Annotated in this window: 9 protein-coding genes; 8 read left to right on the top strand and 1 reads right to left on the bottom strand. The window is 43.8% G+C overall.

Features of this window, described 5'->3' with window-relative positions:
* The first annotated feature begins 6 nt into the window (after positions 1-6).
* From K1Y79_RS00045 to K1Y79_RS00020, 6 genes are read left to right on the top strand one after another with little or no spacing between them, the layout of a single operon-like run.
* Complete coding sequence (locus K1Y79_RS00045) at positions 7-1,104, top strand: hypothetical protein (RefSeq protein WP_220247946.1); 1,098 nt, start codon at positions 7-9, stop codon at positions 1,102-1,104.
* Positions 1,101-1,601 (top strand): hypothetical protein, encoded by a 501-nt coding sequence (locus K1Y79_RS00040; protein ID WP_220247945.1) that lies wholly within the window; start codon positions 1,101-1,103, stop codon positions 1,599-1,601. The genes K1Y79_RS00045 and K1Y79_RS00040 overlap by 4 nt, the downstream gene beginning before the upstream one ends.
* Positions 1,598-9,004, top strand: coding sequence for a PA14 domain-containing protein (locus K1Y79_RS00035; RefSeq protein WP_220247944.1), 7,407 nt, complete (start codon positions 1,598-1,600; stop codon positions 9,002-9,004). Before K1Y79_RS00040 ends, K1Y79_RS00035 begins: the two co-directional genes overlap by 4 nt.
* An 18-nt stretch (positions 9,005-9,022) precedes the next feature.
* The gene (locus tag K1Y79_RS00030) at positions 9,023-9,808 is read left to right on the top strand and encodes a hypothetical protein (protein WP_220247943.1); all 786 of its coding nucleotides are present in this window, start codon (positions 9,023-9,025) and stop codon (positions 9,806-9,808) included.
* A gap of 26 nt (positions 9,809-9,834) precedes the next feature.
* The gene (locus tag K1Y79_RS00025; protein ID WP_220247942.1) at positions 9,835-18,345 is read left to right on the top strand and encodes an RHS repeat-associated core domain-containing protein; all 8,511 of its coding nucleotides are present in this window, start codon (positions 9,835-9,837) and stop codon (positions 18,343-18,345) included.
* A 1-nt stretch (position 18,346) separates the two neighbouring features.
* Positions 18,347-18,757: a hypothetical protein gene (locus tag K1Y79_RS00020; protein WP_220247941.1), complete on the top strand. Its 411-nt coding sequence runs from the start codon at positions 18,347-18,349 to the stop codon at positions 18,755-18,757.
* Between the two features lie 237 nt (positions 18,758-18,994).
* Here the strand turns inward: K1Y79_RS00020 and K1Y79_RS00015 are convergent, their stop codons facing one another.
* On the bottom strand, positions 18,995-19,357 hold the full coding sequence (locus tag K1Y79_RS00015) for a helix-turn-helix domain-containing protein (RefSeq protein WP_220247940.1): 363 nt from the start codon (positions 19,355-19,357) through the stop codon (positions 18,995-18,997).
* A 154-nt stretch (positions 19,358-19,511) separates the two neighbouring features.
* Between K1Y79_RS00015 and K1Y79_RS00010 the strand changes: the two genes are divergently transcribed.
* Together K1Y79_RS00010 and K1Y79_RS00005 are read left to right on the top strand one after the other, a co-directional pair.
* Positions 19,512-19,724 (top strand): SymE family type I addiction module toxin, encoded by a 213-nt coding sequence (locus K1Y79_RS00010; RefSeq protein WP_220247939.1) that lies wholly within the window; start codon positions 19,512-19,514, stop codon positions 19,722-19,724.
* On the top strand, positions 19,705-20,386 hold a 682-nt coding region (locus K1Y79_RS00005), incomplete at its 3' end, for a CHC2 zinc finger domain-containing protein (protein WP_236059428.1). The genes K1Y79_RS00010 and K1Y79_RS00005, both read left to right, overlap by 20 nt.

Here is a 20,386-nt window from a genome sequence, read left to right as displayed (position 1 = left end):
CAGCAAATGAACAGATACAGCATAATATTAACTGGGCTGTTACTTAGCGTCTTGTTACCGCTGAAAGCACAGATCACGTTCTCTTTTATGCCGGAGATCCAGGGGCGCACGGTAGAAAATATTTATAAGGTGCGCATGGCCAATCCGGGTGGCAGACAATCAGTCAACCTTGTGATAACTGTTACGGAAGCAAAATCCGGAGCAGTGGTGATTATTAAAACAGCTCCTTTTGAGCTATTGCCAGGTATGAATACTGTGCCTCCAGGGGCAGTGTATAACGCGGGTGTAACATTTGGCAACAGCAGGATAGCGACGGTAGCCAGGCAGAGTGGATTTTTTGCTGAAGGAGACTATGATTACTGTTTCCAGTTATACGAAGGAAGTGGTCATAGCAGTGGATTACTTGAGGAGCAATGTTTCAGCTACGAATTGCAGCCGTTTAGTGCTATGCAGTTGATTCAGCCATATGATGGAGATCAGATCTGTGACAAGCGGCCTACACTTTCCTGGCAGCCACTGATACCGGCAGTAAACGGAGTAATGTACCGGCTGTTGCTAGTAGAAGTAAAAGAGGGACAGCAACGGGCGGAAGCCTTGAGGATGAACCTGGCTATCATTAATCAACGTCAGATACCTATGCCTATGCTGATTTATCCGTCGCTGGCTAATCAGCTGACAGAAGATAAAACGTATGCATGGCAGGTATCGGCATATAAGAATGAATTGCTGTTGGCGGAATCTGAAATATGGGACTTTACAGTTTCCTGCGAGAAGGCACCGGCAGAAGTATCTCCGGATGCTTATAGAAATCTGGAAGACCTGACGAAGGGTAACTTTTACATGGCCAGGGGGCAGATATTATTTGCTTTCAACAATACTTATGCAGAATCGAAGCTGCAGTATAGTATCCAATGTCTCACCAAACCTGACCAGGCTCCTAAAAAGCTTCCGGTTGTGAAAGTAGGCAGAGGCATGAATCAGATAACAATATCATTATCTGACAGGAACGGGTTTGTGGACGGTTATTTCTACATAATGGATGTGAAGCTGCCGTCAGGTGAGAGTAAACAATTGAGATTTATCTATAAACAACCGGAGGAATGATGAAACAGATAATCGCAGTATGCGCCTTATTTGTATTTAGCGCATGCGGTGCCAGTAGGAAAGAGATGATGCAATCGGTGAAAGAGAATAATCTTTTGCAGGAAAAGCAGGTAAATGATTACGTGTTCAGGTTGCAATACATGCCGCCCGAAGGTAGTAATGCGGATACTTCGCTGGTATATTTCCGGATGAATATTTTGAATGCGTCCGGTACACCTGTAAAGGGGACTACTACCCCTGCATTTAGCTACGGACTTGACAGTCTGTTTGCCATAGTTTCTGGCGTTGACACCATTATTCCGGTAGATGCAACCAGGATTGCTAATGGTACGCTGAATGGTGCAGAATACATGCTGGTATTTGACAAGCAATCAGTACTACGGAACGTAGAGAGTAAGTTGTTGTTCAGGGACTGGTTGTTTACCCAGCAATATATATCATTCCCATTGTCAGGGAATGCAATTAATCACATTGACTCATTAAGTCTGAAGATATGAAAGTAAGAACAAAGCGTGGCCGGATTCGGATCGCCTGTTTTTTCCTGGGGTTATTAGTAATACAGGGTTTAACCCCGACAGTTGCCTGGGCATTGACGTCCGGTCCGGTACAGCCAGAGGCAAAACAGTTTGAAGCGGCAGGAACCAGTGATATGGTGGACCTGTTCTCCGGTGATTTTCAATACAATATTCCCCTGCTGGATGTAGGCGGTTATCCTGTAAACCTCAACTACAAATCAGGTGTCGGCATGGATGATGAGGCCAGCTGGGTTGGTTTGGGCTGGAACCTGAACGCAGGTGCTATGAACAGGCAATTACGTGGTATTGCAGATGATAGTGACGGTGATACAGTGAGGAGCGAGAATTATATGAAGCCTAAGATTACAGGAGGCGGTAAGGTAATGGTAAGAGGAGAATTATTTGGTAGTGGAAAGAAGGGTGGAACAGAGGAGGGAACAGAGGGTGGAACAAAGGTAAGCGGTTCACTTTCTCTTGGGATCTTCAATGACAACTATACTGGGTACGGTGCAGAGTTTGGTGCGAACGCAGGTATATCCATTTCTTTATTAAGTCTTGGTAAACATTTACCAGGCTTCGGTGCCGGTGCGGGAGTTGGACTCAATTCAAATACTTCGGACGGCGTGACAGTTACACCAAACGTATCATTGTCGGCCAGAGCGGAAGATGAAGAGGATCATACAATAAGTGCCAGCACCTCGCTGGCGACAAGTTATAATACAAGACAGGGATTAAAGAGTCTGTCACTCTCCACTTCCTATTCCATAGATAAGGGGTCTCAGCATCACAATGGTGCGACGATCAACTATAATACGCCAACTTTTTATCCTCAGGCGGCTATGTCATTTAAGTCAACCAATGCTACTTACAGCGGTGACTTCGGAGGTGCTGCTTTTGGTGTTTTTGGGGGAGTAGGTGCTACTGGTTATATATCTAAGCGGGAGGTCCGGAATGAAAAGCAGAATAATCGGGCGTTTGGGTTCTTATATGCACATAAGGGTAGTAAAGCACCCGATGCATTAATGGATTTTATGAGGGAAAAGAATAACCCGGTTGTTCCTGAATTAAACAATACACCTGTACCTATTGCAACCCCAGATGTATTTTCTTATAGCAGTCAGTTAGGTGGTGGCCAGCTCCGATTGTCACGGATGAGTAGTGGTGTATTGTTTGATAATGCTTCCGGAGAGGTGTCTGATAATCAATCATTAAGCGCGGAATATGGAGTGGGCAAATTTCTTCATATGGGTGTCAATGTATATTATCAGGATATTGTAAACAAAAACGGGAAATGGAAAAATAAAAACAAATTTCTTCCCAAAGGCGACTTTGCTGAAGTAGAGACATTAGAAGAAGAGCATGCTTACTTCCGGCAAACAGGTGAGAAACATGTGGATGATGAAAGGTTTCTTGAGAAAATTTCCGGTGAGGAGGCAATAAGTATTCCCATTAAAGGAAAAGAAGCACAGGAATTTTTGAAGACATCCGCTGACAGAGAGCTTGTAGTGGATAAATCTTATAAAAGAGATGGCCGACAGCTAAGGCGTACGGGTGTAATGTATCTCACAGCCGCAGAAGCCATGCGTACAGGCTTGGAGAAGCAAATCCGTAACTATCCGTTAAACAGACTGGCCGGCGCTAAGTTCCAGCCAACGGGAGCTCACATGGCATTTGATACGATTTCCCGTATTGATAATTATCGTAGGAGGAATCATATTTCAGAAATGACTGTAACTGGCGATGATGGTAAAAGGTTAGTATATGGTCTGCCAGTATATAATATTAGACAGGATGAATATTCGTTCGCTTCTCACGCGCGCAAACTTGATACAGCAAGTGGACTTGCCAGCTTTGATGTAAGGGCAGATGGGAAGATTGAGCATAAGGATATGGGGCGGAACAATAACTCCGTGGATGAATATTATCATAAGGAATCTCAGCCTGCCTATGCAAGCTCTTATATGCTTACAGGAATTTTGTCTCCTGATTACGTTGATATGACAGGCGATGGTATTACAGAAGATGATCGCGGAACTGCGTTTAAATTTAATTATTCTAAAGTAAAACGCGACTTCCATTGGCGTTCACCTTACACTGTAAATTCAAAACAGGCCCAGTTCAATAAGAATTTACAGGCAGACCCGGATGATGACAAGGCATCGTTTGTTTGCGGACAAAAAGAATTGTGGTATCTGCATTCAATTGAGTCTAAAACAATGGTCGCCTATTTTATCACTGAAGACAGGAGAGACGCTATTGGTGCAGACTGGCTGGGTAATCGGGACACGCTGACTAAGCAGCAGGTATTGAAGGAAATTCGGCTGTACTCGAAAAATAATCTGATCACACCGATTAAAACGGTCGTTTTTGATTATGACTATTCTTTGTGTCCGAACGTTCCTAATTCACTTGATAATAAGGGAAAATTAACGCTGAAGTCGGTTTATTTCCGGTATGCCAGTTCGACAAAAGGAAAGCACCATCCGTATGAATTTACGTATGCTACTAATGCATCCTACAACTTTCTGTCCGTTGATAGATGGGGATCTTACAAGCCACGATTTGCCAACATTGCAGGTGGTTTTCCGCAGATGCGTAATGATGAGTTTCCATATGCGACACAGCGCGTTGATATGGCTGCAAGCTTTGCAGGTACATGGCATCTGTCAAAGATTAAGCTTCCTACAGGCGGTGTGATTCACGTCGATTATGAATCTGATGATTATGCTTATGTACAGGATAAAAAGGCGACAGTGATGTCGGCCATTACGGGTATGTTTGATGGAGATGGAAAACCTACTGCCAATCTTGTAAATGCCAGATCATTCGATATTAAGGTGGACAATGTCGGGTTGACAACTACGGATAGGGAAGTATTCAAAGAAAAGTGTCTGAACGGGGAAGAATATCTTTATATGAAGTTGTACGTGAACGTATCGAATAAGGTATTATCTACCGACGAAGCTTACTACGACTATATCCCATGCTATGCCCGTATTAAGGATGTCAATGTCGCTAACGGTGTGGCTAGAGTAAGATTTGAAGATGATACGGTAGAGGGAGTGAAGGCAAATCCTTTTGCAAGTGCTACGTGGCAGCGTATGAGGCTTGATTATCCGCGTTACGTGTATCCTGGATTTAATAACAGGATAAAAGGCGAAACGGATGTTGAATCAATTGTGCGTGCTCTCGGAAATGCTTTCGGCAATCTTTCAGAATTGTGGCAGCCGTTTGTTAGTAAGTCTTTGTCCAAGCGTTGGGCTACTAATATAAAGCTAGGTAAGAGTTATGCCCGCATCGGTAAGCTTGATGGAAAGAAACTAGGTGGTGGATCTCGTGTGAAGCGTATTCGTATGAGTGATGAGTGGAGTAGTATGGTTGATAGTCAGCGGAATGCAGTATATGGCCAGGAATATGATTATACTACTACCAGGGGCACGCAGGTAATCAGTAGCGGAGTGGCTGCTTATGAACCTATGATTGGCAGTGATGAAAATCCATTACGTCAGCCATTAAAATACGCGCAAAGCGTTAAATGGAGCCTGGATAACTTTTTCTATATGGAAGAGCCATTTGGAGAGACGCTATATCCCTCTCCACAGGTGGGTTACCGTGAAGTAAAAGTTAGAAGTCTCGGTGCGGATGGTATTCCTGACCCGCTAAATAAAACCGGCTGGTTGAGTTATGAGTTCTATACAGCCAAGGAGTATCCGGTGTATTTGCGTCAGACTCCTTTGCAGAAATATGTACACAATCCTGATTCATGGTCCAGTTTTTTTGGCGGCATGTCTGTCTACGAAATGAGTATGTCTCAGGGGTATACTATTTTTCTGAATGATATGCATGGTAAGAGTAAAGCTGAACGTGTTTATAATCAAAAGGGGCAAGAAATTGCATCGACCGAATATTCATATAATGACGAAGAGGCGGGAGGTGCAAAACGGTTGAAAAACATTGTAGATGTAGTTGATTATACTGGTACAATCAGCCGTGATCAGGTAATAGGCCGTGATATCGATGTTTTCAGTGACATGCAGGAGTCCGAAATGAAGAATACCGGACAAAGTGTAAATTTTGGTGTCGATATCATTCCTTTCTTTACCTATACTTTACCAATATTTCATTTTCCATTGGCAATAAATGACGATTACCGTTTATTCAGATCTGCGTCTGTTTTAAAGACGGTAGAATATTCCGGGGTAGTTAAAGCTGTCAGGAAGATTATTAATGGTTCGTCAACCACAGCATCGTATCTGTTGTTCGACAAATATTCCGGGGAGCCGGTGTTAACACAATCCGAGAACGAGTTCGAGGATCCCGTTTACAGTCTTAACATACCTGCGTACTGGATGTATGAGGGTATGGGCATGGCTTATAAAACGCTGGGTACAGTGTTCCCGGAATTTACTACCGATAATGATGGTCTGCCAGACGCTAAATTCAGACCGTTTCTAGCTCCCGGTGACGAGTTGATTAATACTGCTACCGGATTTAGATCCTGGGTTATCAAAACACCTGCTTCCCAAGGCAGCTCACTACGTGTAATTGAGCGCACGGGACGTTTGGCGAAAGGATTAAAGGGGCCTTTCAAAGTATGCCGATCAGGCTACCGTAATATACTGTCAGCTCCGGCTACAGCGATTACGAGTTTGAAAAATCCGGTAATAGGTAACAAACTTGTACTGCTCGGTGCTGGTGATCTTGCCAAGTACAAGGTCATCAACGCAACCGCCGTTTTATATGATGAGGCATGGGGGCAGGCCGCTGATTGTAGTATGGTTAGCTGTCCTCCGGGCTATCAGGAAAGTGCTGATGGCCGATGTTACCTGGCACCCAACGTCAACAGAGCGCATGAGGTTATCAAAGGTAGCCAGCTTGCTAATTACGGTGTGCATGGTGGGATCTTTTTTGCGGATACCAGTAACGTAGGTGATGCGGAAAGGAGTCTAGCACCGATTTGGACCAATAGATTACGAAATGTCGGTGTTTGGATGAATGACGTCACCCCGAATTACCATTGGTGGGGCTTTGAAAAGTGTATAACGATAGATACTGACGAAGACGTATTTATAGGCCATGCCGCTGATCAGAGTATGAAGATATTCATTGACGGCATGCCATATTACCACTTCGATAATGGTTCCGACAATATCAGTTCCTGGAACATCAGGAGCCTGCATTTGAGCAAGGGCAAGCATATATTCAGAATAGAGGCATCCACTGCCAGAGCTTCACAAGCTATGGGTTTTGAACTGTATGTTGCTTCAAAACAGGTACTCTTTGCCGGTACCAGTCCTTCCATTCTTGAGAAAAGGCTGTACTCCACTGAGTTCCTCAAGAACGACCCGGATGCATTACTTTTTGTCAGGAACGGAGAAAACGGTGCTATAGGCTGGGCTAATTATACTTGTGCAACAGGCAAAAATCCTGATCTGTGCGATGGTCCCGTTAACTGTGGATATGCAGAGAAAGGTAGCTGTCCTGAGGGGTATACGCGTAGCGCGGATGGACTTACCTGCATACCGAAAGTACAAGAAGATATGTCTGCAGGCGGGTTGGCAATTACAGCAGGTAAACAGTACAACAGATTTGGCGAAAATGGCGCTTGGTTTTATGATTTGAAGGGCAATGAGGTCGGCCGGTCGGCCAGTGGACCCTGGGCACCATGTGGTACTGGTGGCGGCGCGGGCGCAAGAACTGCTGTATCAGGAATGGCTGTGGCGAGGGACTCATCAATGGCAAAATCATTAGCTGTTAATGCTTCAGCAAGTTCTGCATGTGGCCGTTTAAATGATGCTGGTATATGGTTTTCCGGAGGGCCGTACATGAATCAGTGGATTGGTATCAATAGGTGTATCACTGTTCCGGAAAGCAAAGTGTACTATATGGGTATGGCTGTAGATAACCAGATGAGGGTATTCATTGATGGTAAGCTCACAAGAGAGTTGATGATGACACATAGTGTTGACGTTACACCTTTCACCAGCTGGCGAGTATACCCGGTTTATCTGACAGCGGGCCAACATGTGCTTACAATAGAAGCGATGGACAAAGGCGGCGATTATTCGGTAGCGCTTGAATTGTATGATAATTCCGTTTATGATATGCTGCGGGCAGTGCGTTTGTCAGATCTTAAAATACTGTTTACAACAGCCAATTTAAGAAATCAAACGCAGGTGGACACTTATCTGAAGGACGATGTGTCTGGTCAGATTATTAAGCGTCGCTATTCATGTGCTTCCGGCCCGATAGATGTTTGTTCCGGAAACTTCTCTTGTCCGCCGATGCCATTGGATAACTCCCTCAATCCTTATCTACTGGGCTATCTCGGTAACTGGTTGCCTTATAAGCAGATGGGATGGTTAACTAGCCGTACAGGTCAGGATCTGATCAATAAGACGCCAGTTCAGGGAGCCGGCGTACGTACCAGTGGCGCATATGGAAAATTCCGCGCATTCTGGGTGTATAATAGCGGCTGGAGCATTGCAGATAATGTAGAGTGGGTGACATCCAATACAATGACATTGTATGATCCATATTCTCAGGAATTGGAGACAAAAAACGCGCTTGATCTTTATAGTGCTGCCAGATATGGATATAAATCAACATTGCCTGTTGCCGTAGGCGCTAATATGCGTCAGCGTGAAATATTCTACGAGGGTCTGGAGGATTACAAGTTTAACAGGCAACTGGGTGCATTACCAGTATGTGATCCAGATGAATTTAATATCGGAAAGCTGATTGACAAGGGAGGAAATACCGTTGCAATAGACAGTAATGAGGCGCATAGTGGCAACTATAGTCTGAAGTTGAATGGTTCAATCGACCTGAAAACACATGCTTTCACCTATCATCATATGCCTGGTATTTACCTGGAAAATAATGCTAGTGGTGAATATCGACGTAAGGCGGATGGTTGGCTTGGATTGAGGGGCTTTTGTCCGGTGACAGGTAGCAGGTACATTTTCTCTGCCTGGGTGAAGGATAACGCGCCGGCAGGTGGACCAGGAATCAGCGTGATTGTCAATGATAAGCAGGTTGAACTGAAAAAGGTAGCCGTTGTAGAGGGCTGGAAGCTGGTAGAAGGTGTATTGAATCTGGCGGAATATACCCAGTCTGCAAATCTTGCAGTTATCAACATGAAGCTTCAGGGAAGTGGCTGTAACCTGGATGATATACGGATTTTCCCATACGACGGACAACTAAAAACCTTCAGCTATGACGACACTACGCAGCGGGTAATGGCAGAGCTGGATGAAAATAATTATGCAACGTTCTATGAATATGACGACGAGGGTTCACTTGTGCGAGTGAAGAAAGAGACTGAGCGGGGAATCATGACGATCAAAGAAAGCCGGTCGGCATATCGTAAATCCAAACCATAAAAATCTTATTCCTATACTATGAAGTTATTATTTAAATATATAAAGATCATTGTTCCGGTAGTTATCATATTGATAACTGCCGGGGCCTTTGCTTCGATACCTGCGTTACGCGAGCAGTTTAAAAAGGACGCACCAGTTGAGCTGCCGCAAGAGGAGATTGCTGGGATCGATGAGCAGGACAAAGCGATCATTGAGGAGTTATCCCAGGTTATGCATGCTATGGATACGATGACGGTCTTGACTATAGATGGATCTGTGGAAGGACAGGATGTTGCTGATAGCACGGCTGGACTACAATCTGCGTTCTCTTATACCCGTCAGGGCAATCAGGCATATTATCAATTTAACCGGCAGGAGATCATCTCTTTAACAGACGCTTATATTGTTATTGCACACGATGTAAAAAAAATATTTCTGTCGCGTCCGAAGGAGGTGATGAAACCGATAAGGGTACCGGTAAAAGCGGAAGTTGATTTCCTGTCACATGAATCATATAGTGTGAGCAGGGAAACGGTCGGCAGACTTACTACAATTTCATTGAATAATCCTTCGCACGCCAGTTGCAGAGCCTACAGTGTTTCTTTTGACTCACTCAACATTATCAGAAGCTCTGTAATGCGGATGACAAATCCGCAGGCAATGACTGATCCGTCAAGGGATAAGATTCTAAAAGTTACAATAAGTAATTGGGAACTGGGTGTGGTGAGAAAAGAGCTGTTGCGGAAGGAAAGGTATATAACCTTTATAAATGGAGGTATAGCCCCGGCTGCAAGGTTAAGTGACTACGATTTGATTAATGACTAAGTGTTAACCTCAATTTTGATAACATTATGCGTGTTGTTTACGCTAAAATATTAATATGTCTCCTGTGTGTAGCCGGTTTTTCGGCTACAGCCGGTCGTGTGATGGCATATAATGCTGTTGAAACCTACCAGCATCAGATTCAGGGAAGACTGAAAAAAGGAGATACTTTACTGTTAAAGGATGAGAAGTTTGATAACACGGACTTTGAATGGTCCAAGCTTCATCATCGCACAGTTAGTAATATCCTCACATTTGGATTATTTAGGGATTCTGGGATAGTGATTCCGAAGGCGTTTAAATGCGAGATAGATCTAAAAGTGGAATATTGGTCCCAACCAGGACAGGCAGAGCCTGAAACGAAGGATCATATCAAACTGTGGATCAACTATGATCCGAAGGCGGGGGTGTCTTACAAAGATGCTGATGTGTATCGATTTATGAACGGGCATAGGGTGAAGGTGACGATCAATGATATTACAAGTGCAGAATTAGGAAGTGACTATCCTGCTATTTTCCGCCTGGAAAGTCAGGTGATTATTGAGCGTTCTTATGAGTTGGATCCAGGGAAAAGGCTGGTGCCGGAAGTTTTTCGTCAACAAATCGGCCGTGACGGAAATAGCGGGATTTCAGGTGTGGACACCAGTAAGTATGACATTACTTTGGCTTGGGAAAAAATTACCGGTGCAGAGGAATATGACCTTGAATGGACATTTATTGACGAAGAATCGGATAACGGCGGAATCTTGGATAGTCAGCCAGCAAACGTGTCGGCTGATGTCTTAAAGAAGATGTTCAGAAATAATGCTACCCGTGTGACAGTGCCGCATGAGTATTATAGCATTTCACTTGTTCATAATTCCCGGTACTTAATTGTCCGGATACGTCCGGTTCAATATCAGCAGAATGGGTATCGACAGGAATTTCCCTGGGAGTATCAGATAAAGGAAGCAGGCGTAATCAAATCTGCTGTTATTGAACTGGCGAATAGTCCGTGGCATGAATCCGGTAAAAACTGGCAATACAGTGCTGTCTATGCTGAAGATGGTAAGAAAAAGGAAGTAGTTAACTACTTTGATGGTTCGTTAAGGAACCGGCAGACTGTAACAGTGAATAATTCTGATAATCACGCGGTTGTTCAGGAGTCAATATACGATGAATTTGGACGCCCACTGGCTAGTATCATGCCGGTACCCTTAAAGGGGTCTGTATTCAAATATTACCCAGGACTACATCTTGTTCAGAAAGATTCCTCCTACGGTTTCAGGCACGTATATGGGAATACAGCTGTTTGTATTGGCACTCCTCTGGCATTGAGCAACGATACGGGAGCAGCCAGGTATTATTCATCGAGGAATGAGTTTTTAAATGACCCGCAACGGCCGGAGAATAAATTCATTGCAGATGCGGAAGGTTATCCATTATCTGTTACACGATACACAGGGGATAATACTAATCGGGTGAGCGTACAGGGTGGTGTCGGACCGATGTTTCAACCAGGAGCAAAGGGTGCGACCCGATATTTTTATGGGAAACCAGTGCAGTTGGAGCTGGACAGACTGTTTGGTAATGATGTAGGTTATTACACCCATTATCTGAAAAATGTAACGATTGACGGTAACGGACAGATTAGTATAGCATATGTAAATGCCAGCGGTAAAACGATTGCGACTGCGTTAGCTGGTGACAATCCGGATAACATGGATGCGTTGCCTTCAAAGCAGGATACTGTTCATCAGACGGTGACATTGATGGAAAGGGAATTTACGTTTGATCCGTCGAAACTTCAGATTGCAGCTACAACTACCCATGTAAGTACCGTTGAAGGGCCTGTAATGCTTCGGTTTGATATTAGCCGGCTGGTTAGAGTGTATTCCGAAAAGAACGTCAATATCTGTAGTAACTGTTATTATGAAGGCAGGATTTATATTACAGACAACTGTGGTAATGAGATTTATAACTCCAAAGAACCAATAAAGGTTGGGGCCATACTGGATTCATGTATGGAAAACGCCGGCATTGTGTCCACTACTGTCAATACTAAATTTACAGTGGGGGAATACTATATAAGATTTGAACTTGGTATTCCCGAAGACGCGATCAGTTTCTATACAAAAGCCTACATCCGCAGGAATACCAATCTGAAATCTGAATGGTCATTTATTAACAAGTCATTACTGGAGAAAGATTTCTTTGCATGTTTTAACGATTGCGTAACCTGCAAGGAGTCGCTGGGTGAGCGTGCTACCTTCAAGCAAATGGTTATTGCGCGTTTAACGGCAGACAGTGTTGCAGTAAGCAGATATGCTTCTGTCATTAATCCGTGGATTGACAGTTTGTATACTGCGTTGTATAACCAATGTGCGGCACTGAAACTTTCCTGTAACACTACACCATGTGATGATCTGGAAGATAAGATGAAGATGGATGTTAGTCCGGGAGGGCAATATGCTCTCTTCACAGCAGCAGGGGATGTTTTAGAGGCAGATATGAATGTATTATATCGCAACTGGAGAACTGTATTCCAACCATTACCTTCTAATAGTGAGAATTATATAAAGTTGCAGTTTGAGCTGGAAGATGGTCATATTACTTCTCCATATGATAGCACCTTTACACTGCCCTTGCTGGTCAGATACTGGAATGATGAATGGGCAGAGCGGTTTGTGAAATATCATCCGGAATATTGTGCGTTACAGTTTTGTCAGGACAATGCAACTTCATATAACTGGGATAACAATCTGCGTGACATGGCTACAACCGTAGCTGATATTCCGATCATTTCAGGTGGTGCAACTTTTAAGCGTGATGTAGTCGATTGGCTGGCGGTGAAAGATCCGCTTTTTAATGGACGGGAGAATTATAGGCAGTTGTTTATCAATGATCTAAGGAATTATTCCAAGAATATCGCTGGCATAAATATATCGGGTGCTGCTGTGAAATCCTTGAGTGAATTTGTAGACTATATGTTATACTGCGCGGATTTCACCGGAAATACTAATATTAATAACATACCGAGTCAGCAAGCTGATAACTGGAACACTTGTCAGCCGGCAGCAGCTTGTAGAATTGTTGACAGGGAATGGGGATTGTATTTTGAGAAATATCTTGAATTGAAGGGTAGGTATTATCAGCGTTTAAGGGACTCATCCAATTATTGTGGTGGCTTCTGCGCAGTTGGTCGCCCTTTCAGTTATGATACAGCCGTTTGTCCGGAGATTTCTCACTTTGTGATTGAAGGAATGCCCAGTTCATGTGATGGTGTAAGGCAGAATATAAAGGTTAGGTATTTGGGTGGCAAGTTGCAAAGGAATATCACGCTTAATCTTTACTATCCTGTTGAGTATGACACCGCAGCTAATACTCCTAAGACACTAACGATTGCGGCGGGACAGTCTGAAGGTCAATTGTGTATAAATTCTTCGGTAGATGTATCATCGCTTCGAGTGTTGAGCACAAGTTGCAGGAACATGGCAGTTGGTGGAGGAAGCGATAATCAAAACAGTTTTGATTGTAGTAAAGTTAGTGTAGAGATTAGCTCTGTGCTCAACAACGGTAGTGCAAGAACATTTACACTTAGATATCTAGGGCCACAAATCCCTGAGGGAATGTCAGTAATAGCATTTAACGATCTTGGGCCTGTTATCCGGGTATTTTTTACTTCGTCTGTTTCGTCTTTTAACTTAGCAAGTCCATTAACAATTGAACAGATAAGAACACTACAATTCGAGATACAATGTAATAATGGTCAGCCGATTAATACATGCCCTGTCGGTTATCAAACAAAAACTTCCAGAATTGGTGCGATAAATTACGCTACACCAGCAATCACAACAGATACTGTTGCGCTTAAGGCTATGGGTGAAAAGGCATTACTAGACATGATCAGTAGCAATTGTGAAGCGCTTGCCGACAACTGGATAAAACAATTGAGTGGCTGTCCCCAGGTGGCGACCGATGTTACGATACAAAGGCGTTTAAAGAGTAAACTTATGGAACTCTGTAAACTGGGAGGCGATATTGAGCATCCTAATGGCGCAAGCACGCTTCCTGGAAACAAAGCTACCGTGGAAGGGTACAGGTCATTTTCGGATGTTATTTTCGGTATCACAGGAGCTACACCTGACATGCTGTGTAATTCCTATTTAATAGACGCTCCGTATCCTTATGATGTAAAGCCACAAGTGGTTGAACAGATACTTACATCAACAAACCCTGCACTGTGCGAGCAGCTGGGAAGTCTGAATGCCGAGTACAATGCTGCAAATACATCAGATTCTTTCCATATCTATCTTAAAAAGAAGTACGGTAAGGCGATGAATATCTCTTCAGCAGAACTGGCATTGCTGCAGGCAGGGTGTACTAATTGTCGTTATTTGCTGAAAGAGCCTGTTCCAATGCCCGTTTTCCTTGAAAAAGGGGCTAAGGGATGCATTACGCCGGCTGAGTTCAAGCAGGCGATGACCGCATTGCAAAGCTATTTTGGCAATAGCCTGGATTCTACACATGATAACTACGAAATGGTGGTTGCCAATTTCTATAATAGCCGTTTTGGCTTCACCTTGCCATTTAGTAGTTATAAGACCTATGCCGACACCATTGCCGCGAATACTGCACTAACGATGCTGTTATGTAATCGGCCTGTGTTTGCAAATGTAACGCGTGATAAGTACGCATGTCTGATGGTCGTAATCGGGGATGCTGTTAGGACAGGAAGAAGTTTATACAGAGATTATATCGATGAGGAAATGAGATTATTCCGAAAGGATTATCTGGCAGTTTGCGGATCTAATAAACCTACTGTATTACTGAAAGAGCCTTGGCAGACTTATCATTATACTTTATACTATTACGATCAATCTGGTAATCTGATCAGAACCATACCACCTGAAGGTGTTCATCCTTTGGATGATACACTTGCGAAGCAGATAGCTGCGGCGAGAGAAGTGCGGGATGCAGATTGTTCTGAAGCCATCAAGCCCGGTAACCATACTAAAGAGTCCGTGTTGGTATCATTGACGCAGGCATTTGACCAAAGTATTGATGAAGCAATGGAAATGTGGATTTATAATGCAGCTTCAGGTGGGAGTCAGGTGTTGGCAACGACAGGTGGAAAAAAATATCTGTTTAATATTTGCATTGATAACGGTTATCTGAACTTTGATATCTATAGAACAAATGCCTTGAGTGGTGGCGATGCGGATATTGTGCTATCCGGACATACTACTGTAAGCTTATCGGGAGTCGGCCAGCTATCTAAATGGACGCATATTGTCATTCAGGGAACAGGTTTGACAACTAATAACCGGACAATTTATGTAAATGGGACGCGTTGCGCAGCGGTCACTACTCCTCCAACTGGAGCATGTGGCTGGGAGCTAAGGGCAAGTAGTACAGGTGCGGTATTCCCCGAAAACCTGGCGTCATTGCGGCACCTCCGTTTGTATAACCACTTGTTGCCGGAAGAGATTATTGCGGCTAACGCCGGGGTTTCGTGTTTGAGTCCGAGTATGTCTTATACGCCAGCAGGAAGAGATTCTCTTGTGCTATGGGCAACCTTTAACATACCAACAGGAAGTAATGGAACGGCGGAAGCCCGTTTTGCGCCGATATACCCAGCGCATACGCTTGCCACATCCTATGCTTATCATTCGTTGAACGGCATTCAGGCACAGCGTACACCAGATGGAGGCGTGAGTCACTTCTGGAATGATATGCTTGGACGAATGGTTGTTTCCCAGAATGAAGAGCAGAAAATACCTACAAGAGGTGGTGTGCCGGGACGTCAGAGTTACACGATCTATGATGCGCAGGGCAGGATAGTGGAAGTAGGGGAAAAACTTGCTGGTGCTACCTATCCGGATTCAGTTGCTTTTGTAAGCAGAGAGTCGCTGACAGAATTATATAGCAATAACGGGCATCAGGTAACTAGCACTTACTACGATGTGCCTGTTAATCAATTAAATACTGATGTTGCAGCATCTCAGCAGAATCTCCGGAAGAGGGTAGCGGCTACTGCTTATAGAGAAGGCACGAGTGGGGCGCCTCAGCAGGTTACTTACTATAGTTATGATCAGTTAGGAAACGTGAATACCTTATGGCAGCAGATACAAGGTTTAGGTGTTAAGAAGATTGATTATCAGTATGACCTTGTGAGCGGTAAGGTAAATAAAGTCGGTTACCAGCTGGGCAAGAACGACAGGTTTTTATACGGTTATGAGTATGATGCGGAGAACAGGCTTACGAAAGCTGTTTCAGGGATCTCGGCTTTATCAGCTGACAATTGGTATATTGAGAATGCACATACCGACGCTGCCTACCGATATTTCCTACATGGTCCGTTGGCTAGAACAGAACTGGGTAATACTTCACTGGCACAAGGCGTAGACTATGCCTATACTTTACAGGGATGGCTGAAAGGAGTCAACGGTAATTATCTGCAGCCTGACAAGGACATGGGAACTGATGGGGTTAAAGGTACTAACCGCGCATATGTTGCCCGGGACGCCTACGCCTACGCCTTGGACTATTTTGAGGGAGACTATAAGCCAATTGGTGCCGCAAATCCATTCCCATTGTCCTGGATAGCTGACAGTAGCGCTCAAGCAGGTGTTGATCTATACAACGGAAATATCAGTCGAAGTACACTGGCATTGAAAAATATAAACGATAATAAATCAGTAGGTTACAGTTATCGTTATGACCAGTTGAATCGGTTAAAAGCTATGCTTCAGCATCAATTAGCTCCACAAGCTACTAAATGGAGCGCCTTGAGTGCCGGAACAGCATATAAAGAAGACATTACCTACGACGGAAATGGTAATATACTTAGTTACCTTCGTAATGGAGGTGCTTCCCGTGGTGAAACAATGGACAAGTTGGCCTACGTGTATGCGCGGGATGCTTCCGGTAACTTGTTGCATAACAGGCTCTTGCAAGTGACAGATAGTGTAGATAACACTGCCTATACGGAAGATTTAAAAACACAGGGACCAAATAACTATCTTTATGATAATATTGGCAATCTTGTAGTCGATAAGCAGGCCGGAATCGACTCCGTCACCTGGACTGTTTATGGCAAGATCGCACGTATAAGGAAGGCAGACGGTAGTCTCCTGCAATACGGTTATGACGCAGCTGGTAACCGCGTATATAAGTTCTTTACAAGCCGGGATACCATTCATCGTACTTGGTATGTGCGTGATGCACAAGGAAATACACTAGCGGTATATGGCAATAAGGATGGTCAGTCAGACATTTTCTGGAAAGAGCAGCAATTATATGGAAGCAGTCGGTTAGGTATCTGGAAGCCAGAGATGGATGTCACTCAGGATAGTAGCTATGTCCGCTGGACGCGATGGGGATTGAAAGAGTATGAGTTGACAAACCATCTGGGCAATGTGCTGGCGACGATATCTGACAAGCCGCTCGACTCAGTTTCAGGAGGCGTTTGGTCGCATTATGAGCCGGAGGTGCTGACAGCGCAGGATTATTATCCGTTTGGGATGTTGCAGCCGGATAGGAAGTGGAGTTTAGGGGGTTATAGGTATGGGTTCAACGGGAAGGAGAATGATAATGAGGTGAAGGGAGAGGCGAATCAGCAGGATTATGGGATGCGGGTGTATGATCCGAGGATAGGGAAGTTTTTGAGTGTGGATCCGTTGACGAAGGGCTATCCATGGTATACACCTTATCAGTTCGCGGGAAATACACCAATACAGGCGATTGATTTAGATGGAGAAGAAGAATTACACTATACACTGACAAAAAAGGATGATGGATCTGCATCTCTTAAGTTAACTAATATAACCTTTCTACCAAATAAAAATTGGTTTTATAAAGCTTTTGGTGTTTTTAATACTAGAGACGAAGAACCTCGTATACCAGAAAGGGCTGTTATTAACTATGGAGATAAAAAATACTACATAGGCTTCTCCGGATCTAAGGGTAGGGGGAATGAAGGGGCGATGGAATTTTTCAAGTCAATTAGGCGTAATCCCAATGAGGTTCTCTATGCAGTAGACAACATTTTTCTGGATGAGGGACAGTCAAAAAGCGTTGAAGGCTTTTCCATGGCTGTAAATACCCAGAATAATACGGCGATGTACGGTTCGTTGACTGATAAGGCTTGGTATTCGAGAGTAATGGAGGATGTAAGAGTTTTTAGAGTACAAGGGGGGCAGGGGGATAACCAAAGCCAGCCAAGAGTCTTATTCGGTCGGGACGGCAAAATATCGATAAGAGGCAACGAGATGTTATTTGTAACTTTAGATGATAAAGCCCACCAAATTTATTTTTATCAAAAAAGAGGTGGTGCAGAAGCGGGGGTAGAGATTGTCTCGTTTGAAATACCACGTAGTTTAGCTAATGAAATAGTTAACAATGCAGTGCCACAAAGAAAAGGGCGTGAGTTTCCAAACTCACCTCAAATTTCAGATCCAAGTAAATCAAGGAGTGCTTATGGCTTGCCTAAAGCTTATATTGATAAAATAAGACAACGCGCGATACCTGGAACTGGTAGACGCGAACAACCACATTAAAATGACTATAGAAGAAAAGTTAGAACAGGGGTATTTTGTAGGATGTATTAAATACAAAGATGAGTATGGCTTGTATCTAATGCCCATAGCTTATTGGATTCTCAATATGCATACGTATGATCCGGACTACGATCCAAGTGAAGATGAGTTTGTGTTTCGAAATAACGTGGAAGTAGTAAGTGATGACAAAATTCTTGATTTCTTTAGCGGAATAGAAGAGTACAGGATTAGTTATCAAATTCTTAGAGGATCTGGTTTATTACATGTTATATTTTTAATAGATTTCGATGCGAAATTAGTTATTAGTTGGTTTAATGATATAGAGGTGGAAACATATTTGCCAGATAAATCCTGGAGAGGGCTTTTTGATGATCCTAACAAATATATTTCTTTCAAGGATATAGAAGAGTGATAAACCTCCCTCGGTTAAAAGGCATCATGCTGTTTAAAACTTGACGTTTTGCTTGAGACAACTATTGAAAGATCCATTGGGTGCATCGAAAATAAATGACGTTCTCAGTATCGCCCAAATGACTATCTGACTCCATCAGGTACCCGAATAAAAAGAGGCTGCTTAAAGTTGAGACAGCCTCTTTTTATTTTTATTGGCCCGTTAAGTATAATCTGGGAATAGGAAGCTTTAAAAGCACTAATGTGTATAAGCTTGTTTAGTTTTAACATCCCTAATAAAAGCGGAAATAACCCTTAGCAGCGCTGCCTTATCTTCAGCTGGCAGTGTCTCAATGTCTTTAAAATGTCTGATCACCTCAGCGTCCTGTAACGTTGCGTTGGCCTTATCGGATGAGCTGCCATTAAGTAGGAAATCCACGGAGGTATCGAGCACCTCAGCTATATTCTTTATTACTTCAGCAGGGGGCTGTGCTCCCTTGGTCTCATAGCGTCCTATTTGGGCGTAAGAAATACCTACTTTGTCCGCCAGTTCCGTTTGTGACCATCCCTTCGCTTTACGCAGGTCAAGGATACGCTTGCCTAAGTTGTTGTTTTGAGACATAGATGTCTGTTTGTGGTAGCAAAAATAACTTATATGCGTCATTGTGTGTTTGTTTTTGATGCTTTATTGTATTATCGTGCGAAATATAAGTTTGTTGATTTACTGCAAAAGAGTTTACTTTGCTACATAAGTGTAGTAATAAAAACTTATCCACATGGCAAAAACAGTAAGACACGGCAAACTGCATGGTCAGTATCAAGAGTTAGCTAACCACTGGAACAGGGGACGTAATGTACCCTGGTTGAACGTCCGGGGTTTATGGTTGGAGGAGGCAGGGTTTAAGGTAGGCGACCCGATAGAGATCACGGTGAGTAAAGGCAAACTGGTGGTAAAAAAGGTGACAGGGGATGGAAATAGCAGAAATTAAACGGCAGTTGACGTTATCGCAGGTGCTGGTGCATTACGGGTTAAAGCCCGACAAGCACCTGCGGTTACACTGCCCGTTCCACGAGGACAATACGCCTAGCCTGCAGGTGTATTACAAGACGCATACGTGTTATTGTTTTAGTAGTAACTGTAAGACGCATGGGAAACCATTAGACGTGATAGACTTCGTGATGCACAAGGAAGGTACGACCAAGCGTGAAGCGATACTAAAATGTAAAGCACTGATAGGCGGCGTATCGGCGGCGGTACCGTTACCCCCGGTAGATCGTTCGGATATCTTACGTCAGATGTTTATCTATTTTAGAAACGCGGTACCTAACAGTAAGCCAGCACAGGATTATATAGTAAGCAGGGGATTGGACGCTACCCGGTTGGAGATCGGGTATAATACGTCCCAGTTCCATCACGGAGCACGCAGGGACGAGCGGTTGATATCGGGTTGTGTGTCAGTGGGGTTACTCGCGCCATGGGGCACGAAACGTGAAGGAGGTCAGGCCTATAAACCTTTTGGGAAGTATTGTATCGTGTTCGCGTTGCGTGATAGTGTGGGTCAGATCAGTGGGATGTACTTCCGCAGTACAATCAATGATCAGGATCAGCGTCATTATTACCTGAAAGACAGGCGGGGATTATATCCAGGCT

Origin of the sequence: Chitinophaga rhizophila (assembly GCF_019492185.1) — a bacterium.
GTDB classification, from domain to species: Bacteria; Bacteroidota; Bacteroidia; order Chitinophagales; family Chitinophagaceae; genus Chitinophaga; species Chitinophaga rhizophila.
The sequence above is the reverse complement of the archived record's forward strand: the minus strand, read 5'-3'. Positions and strand labels throughout refer to the sequence as shown.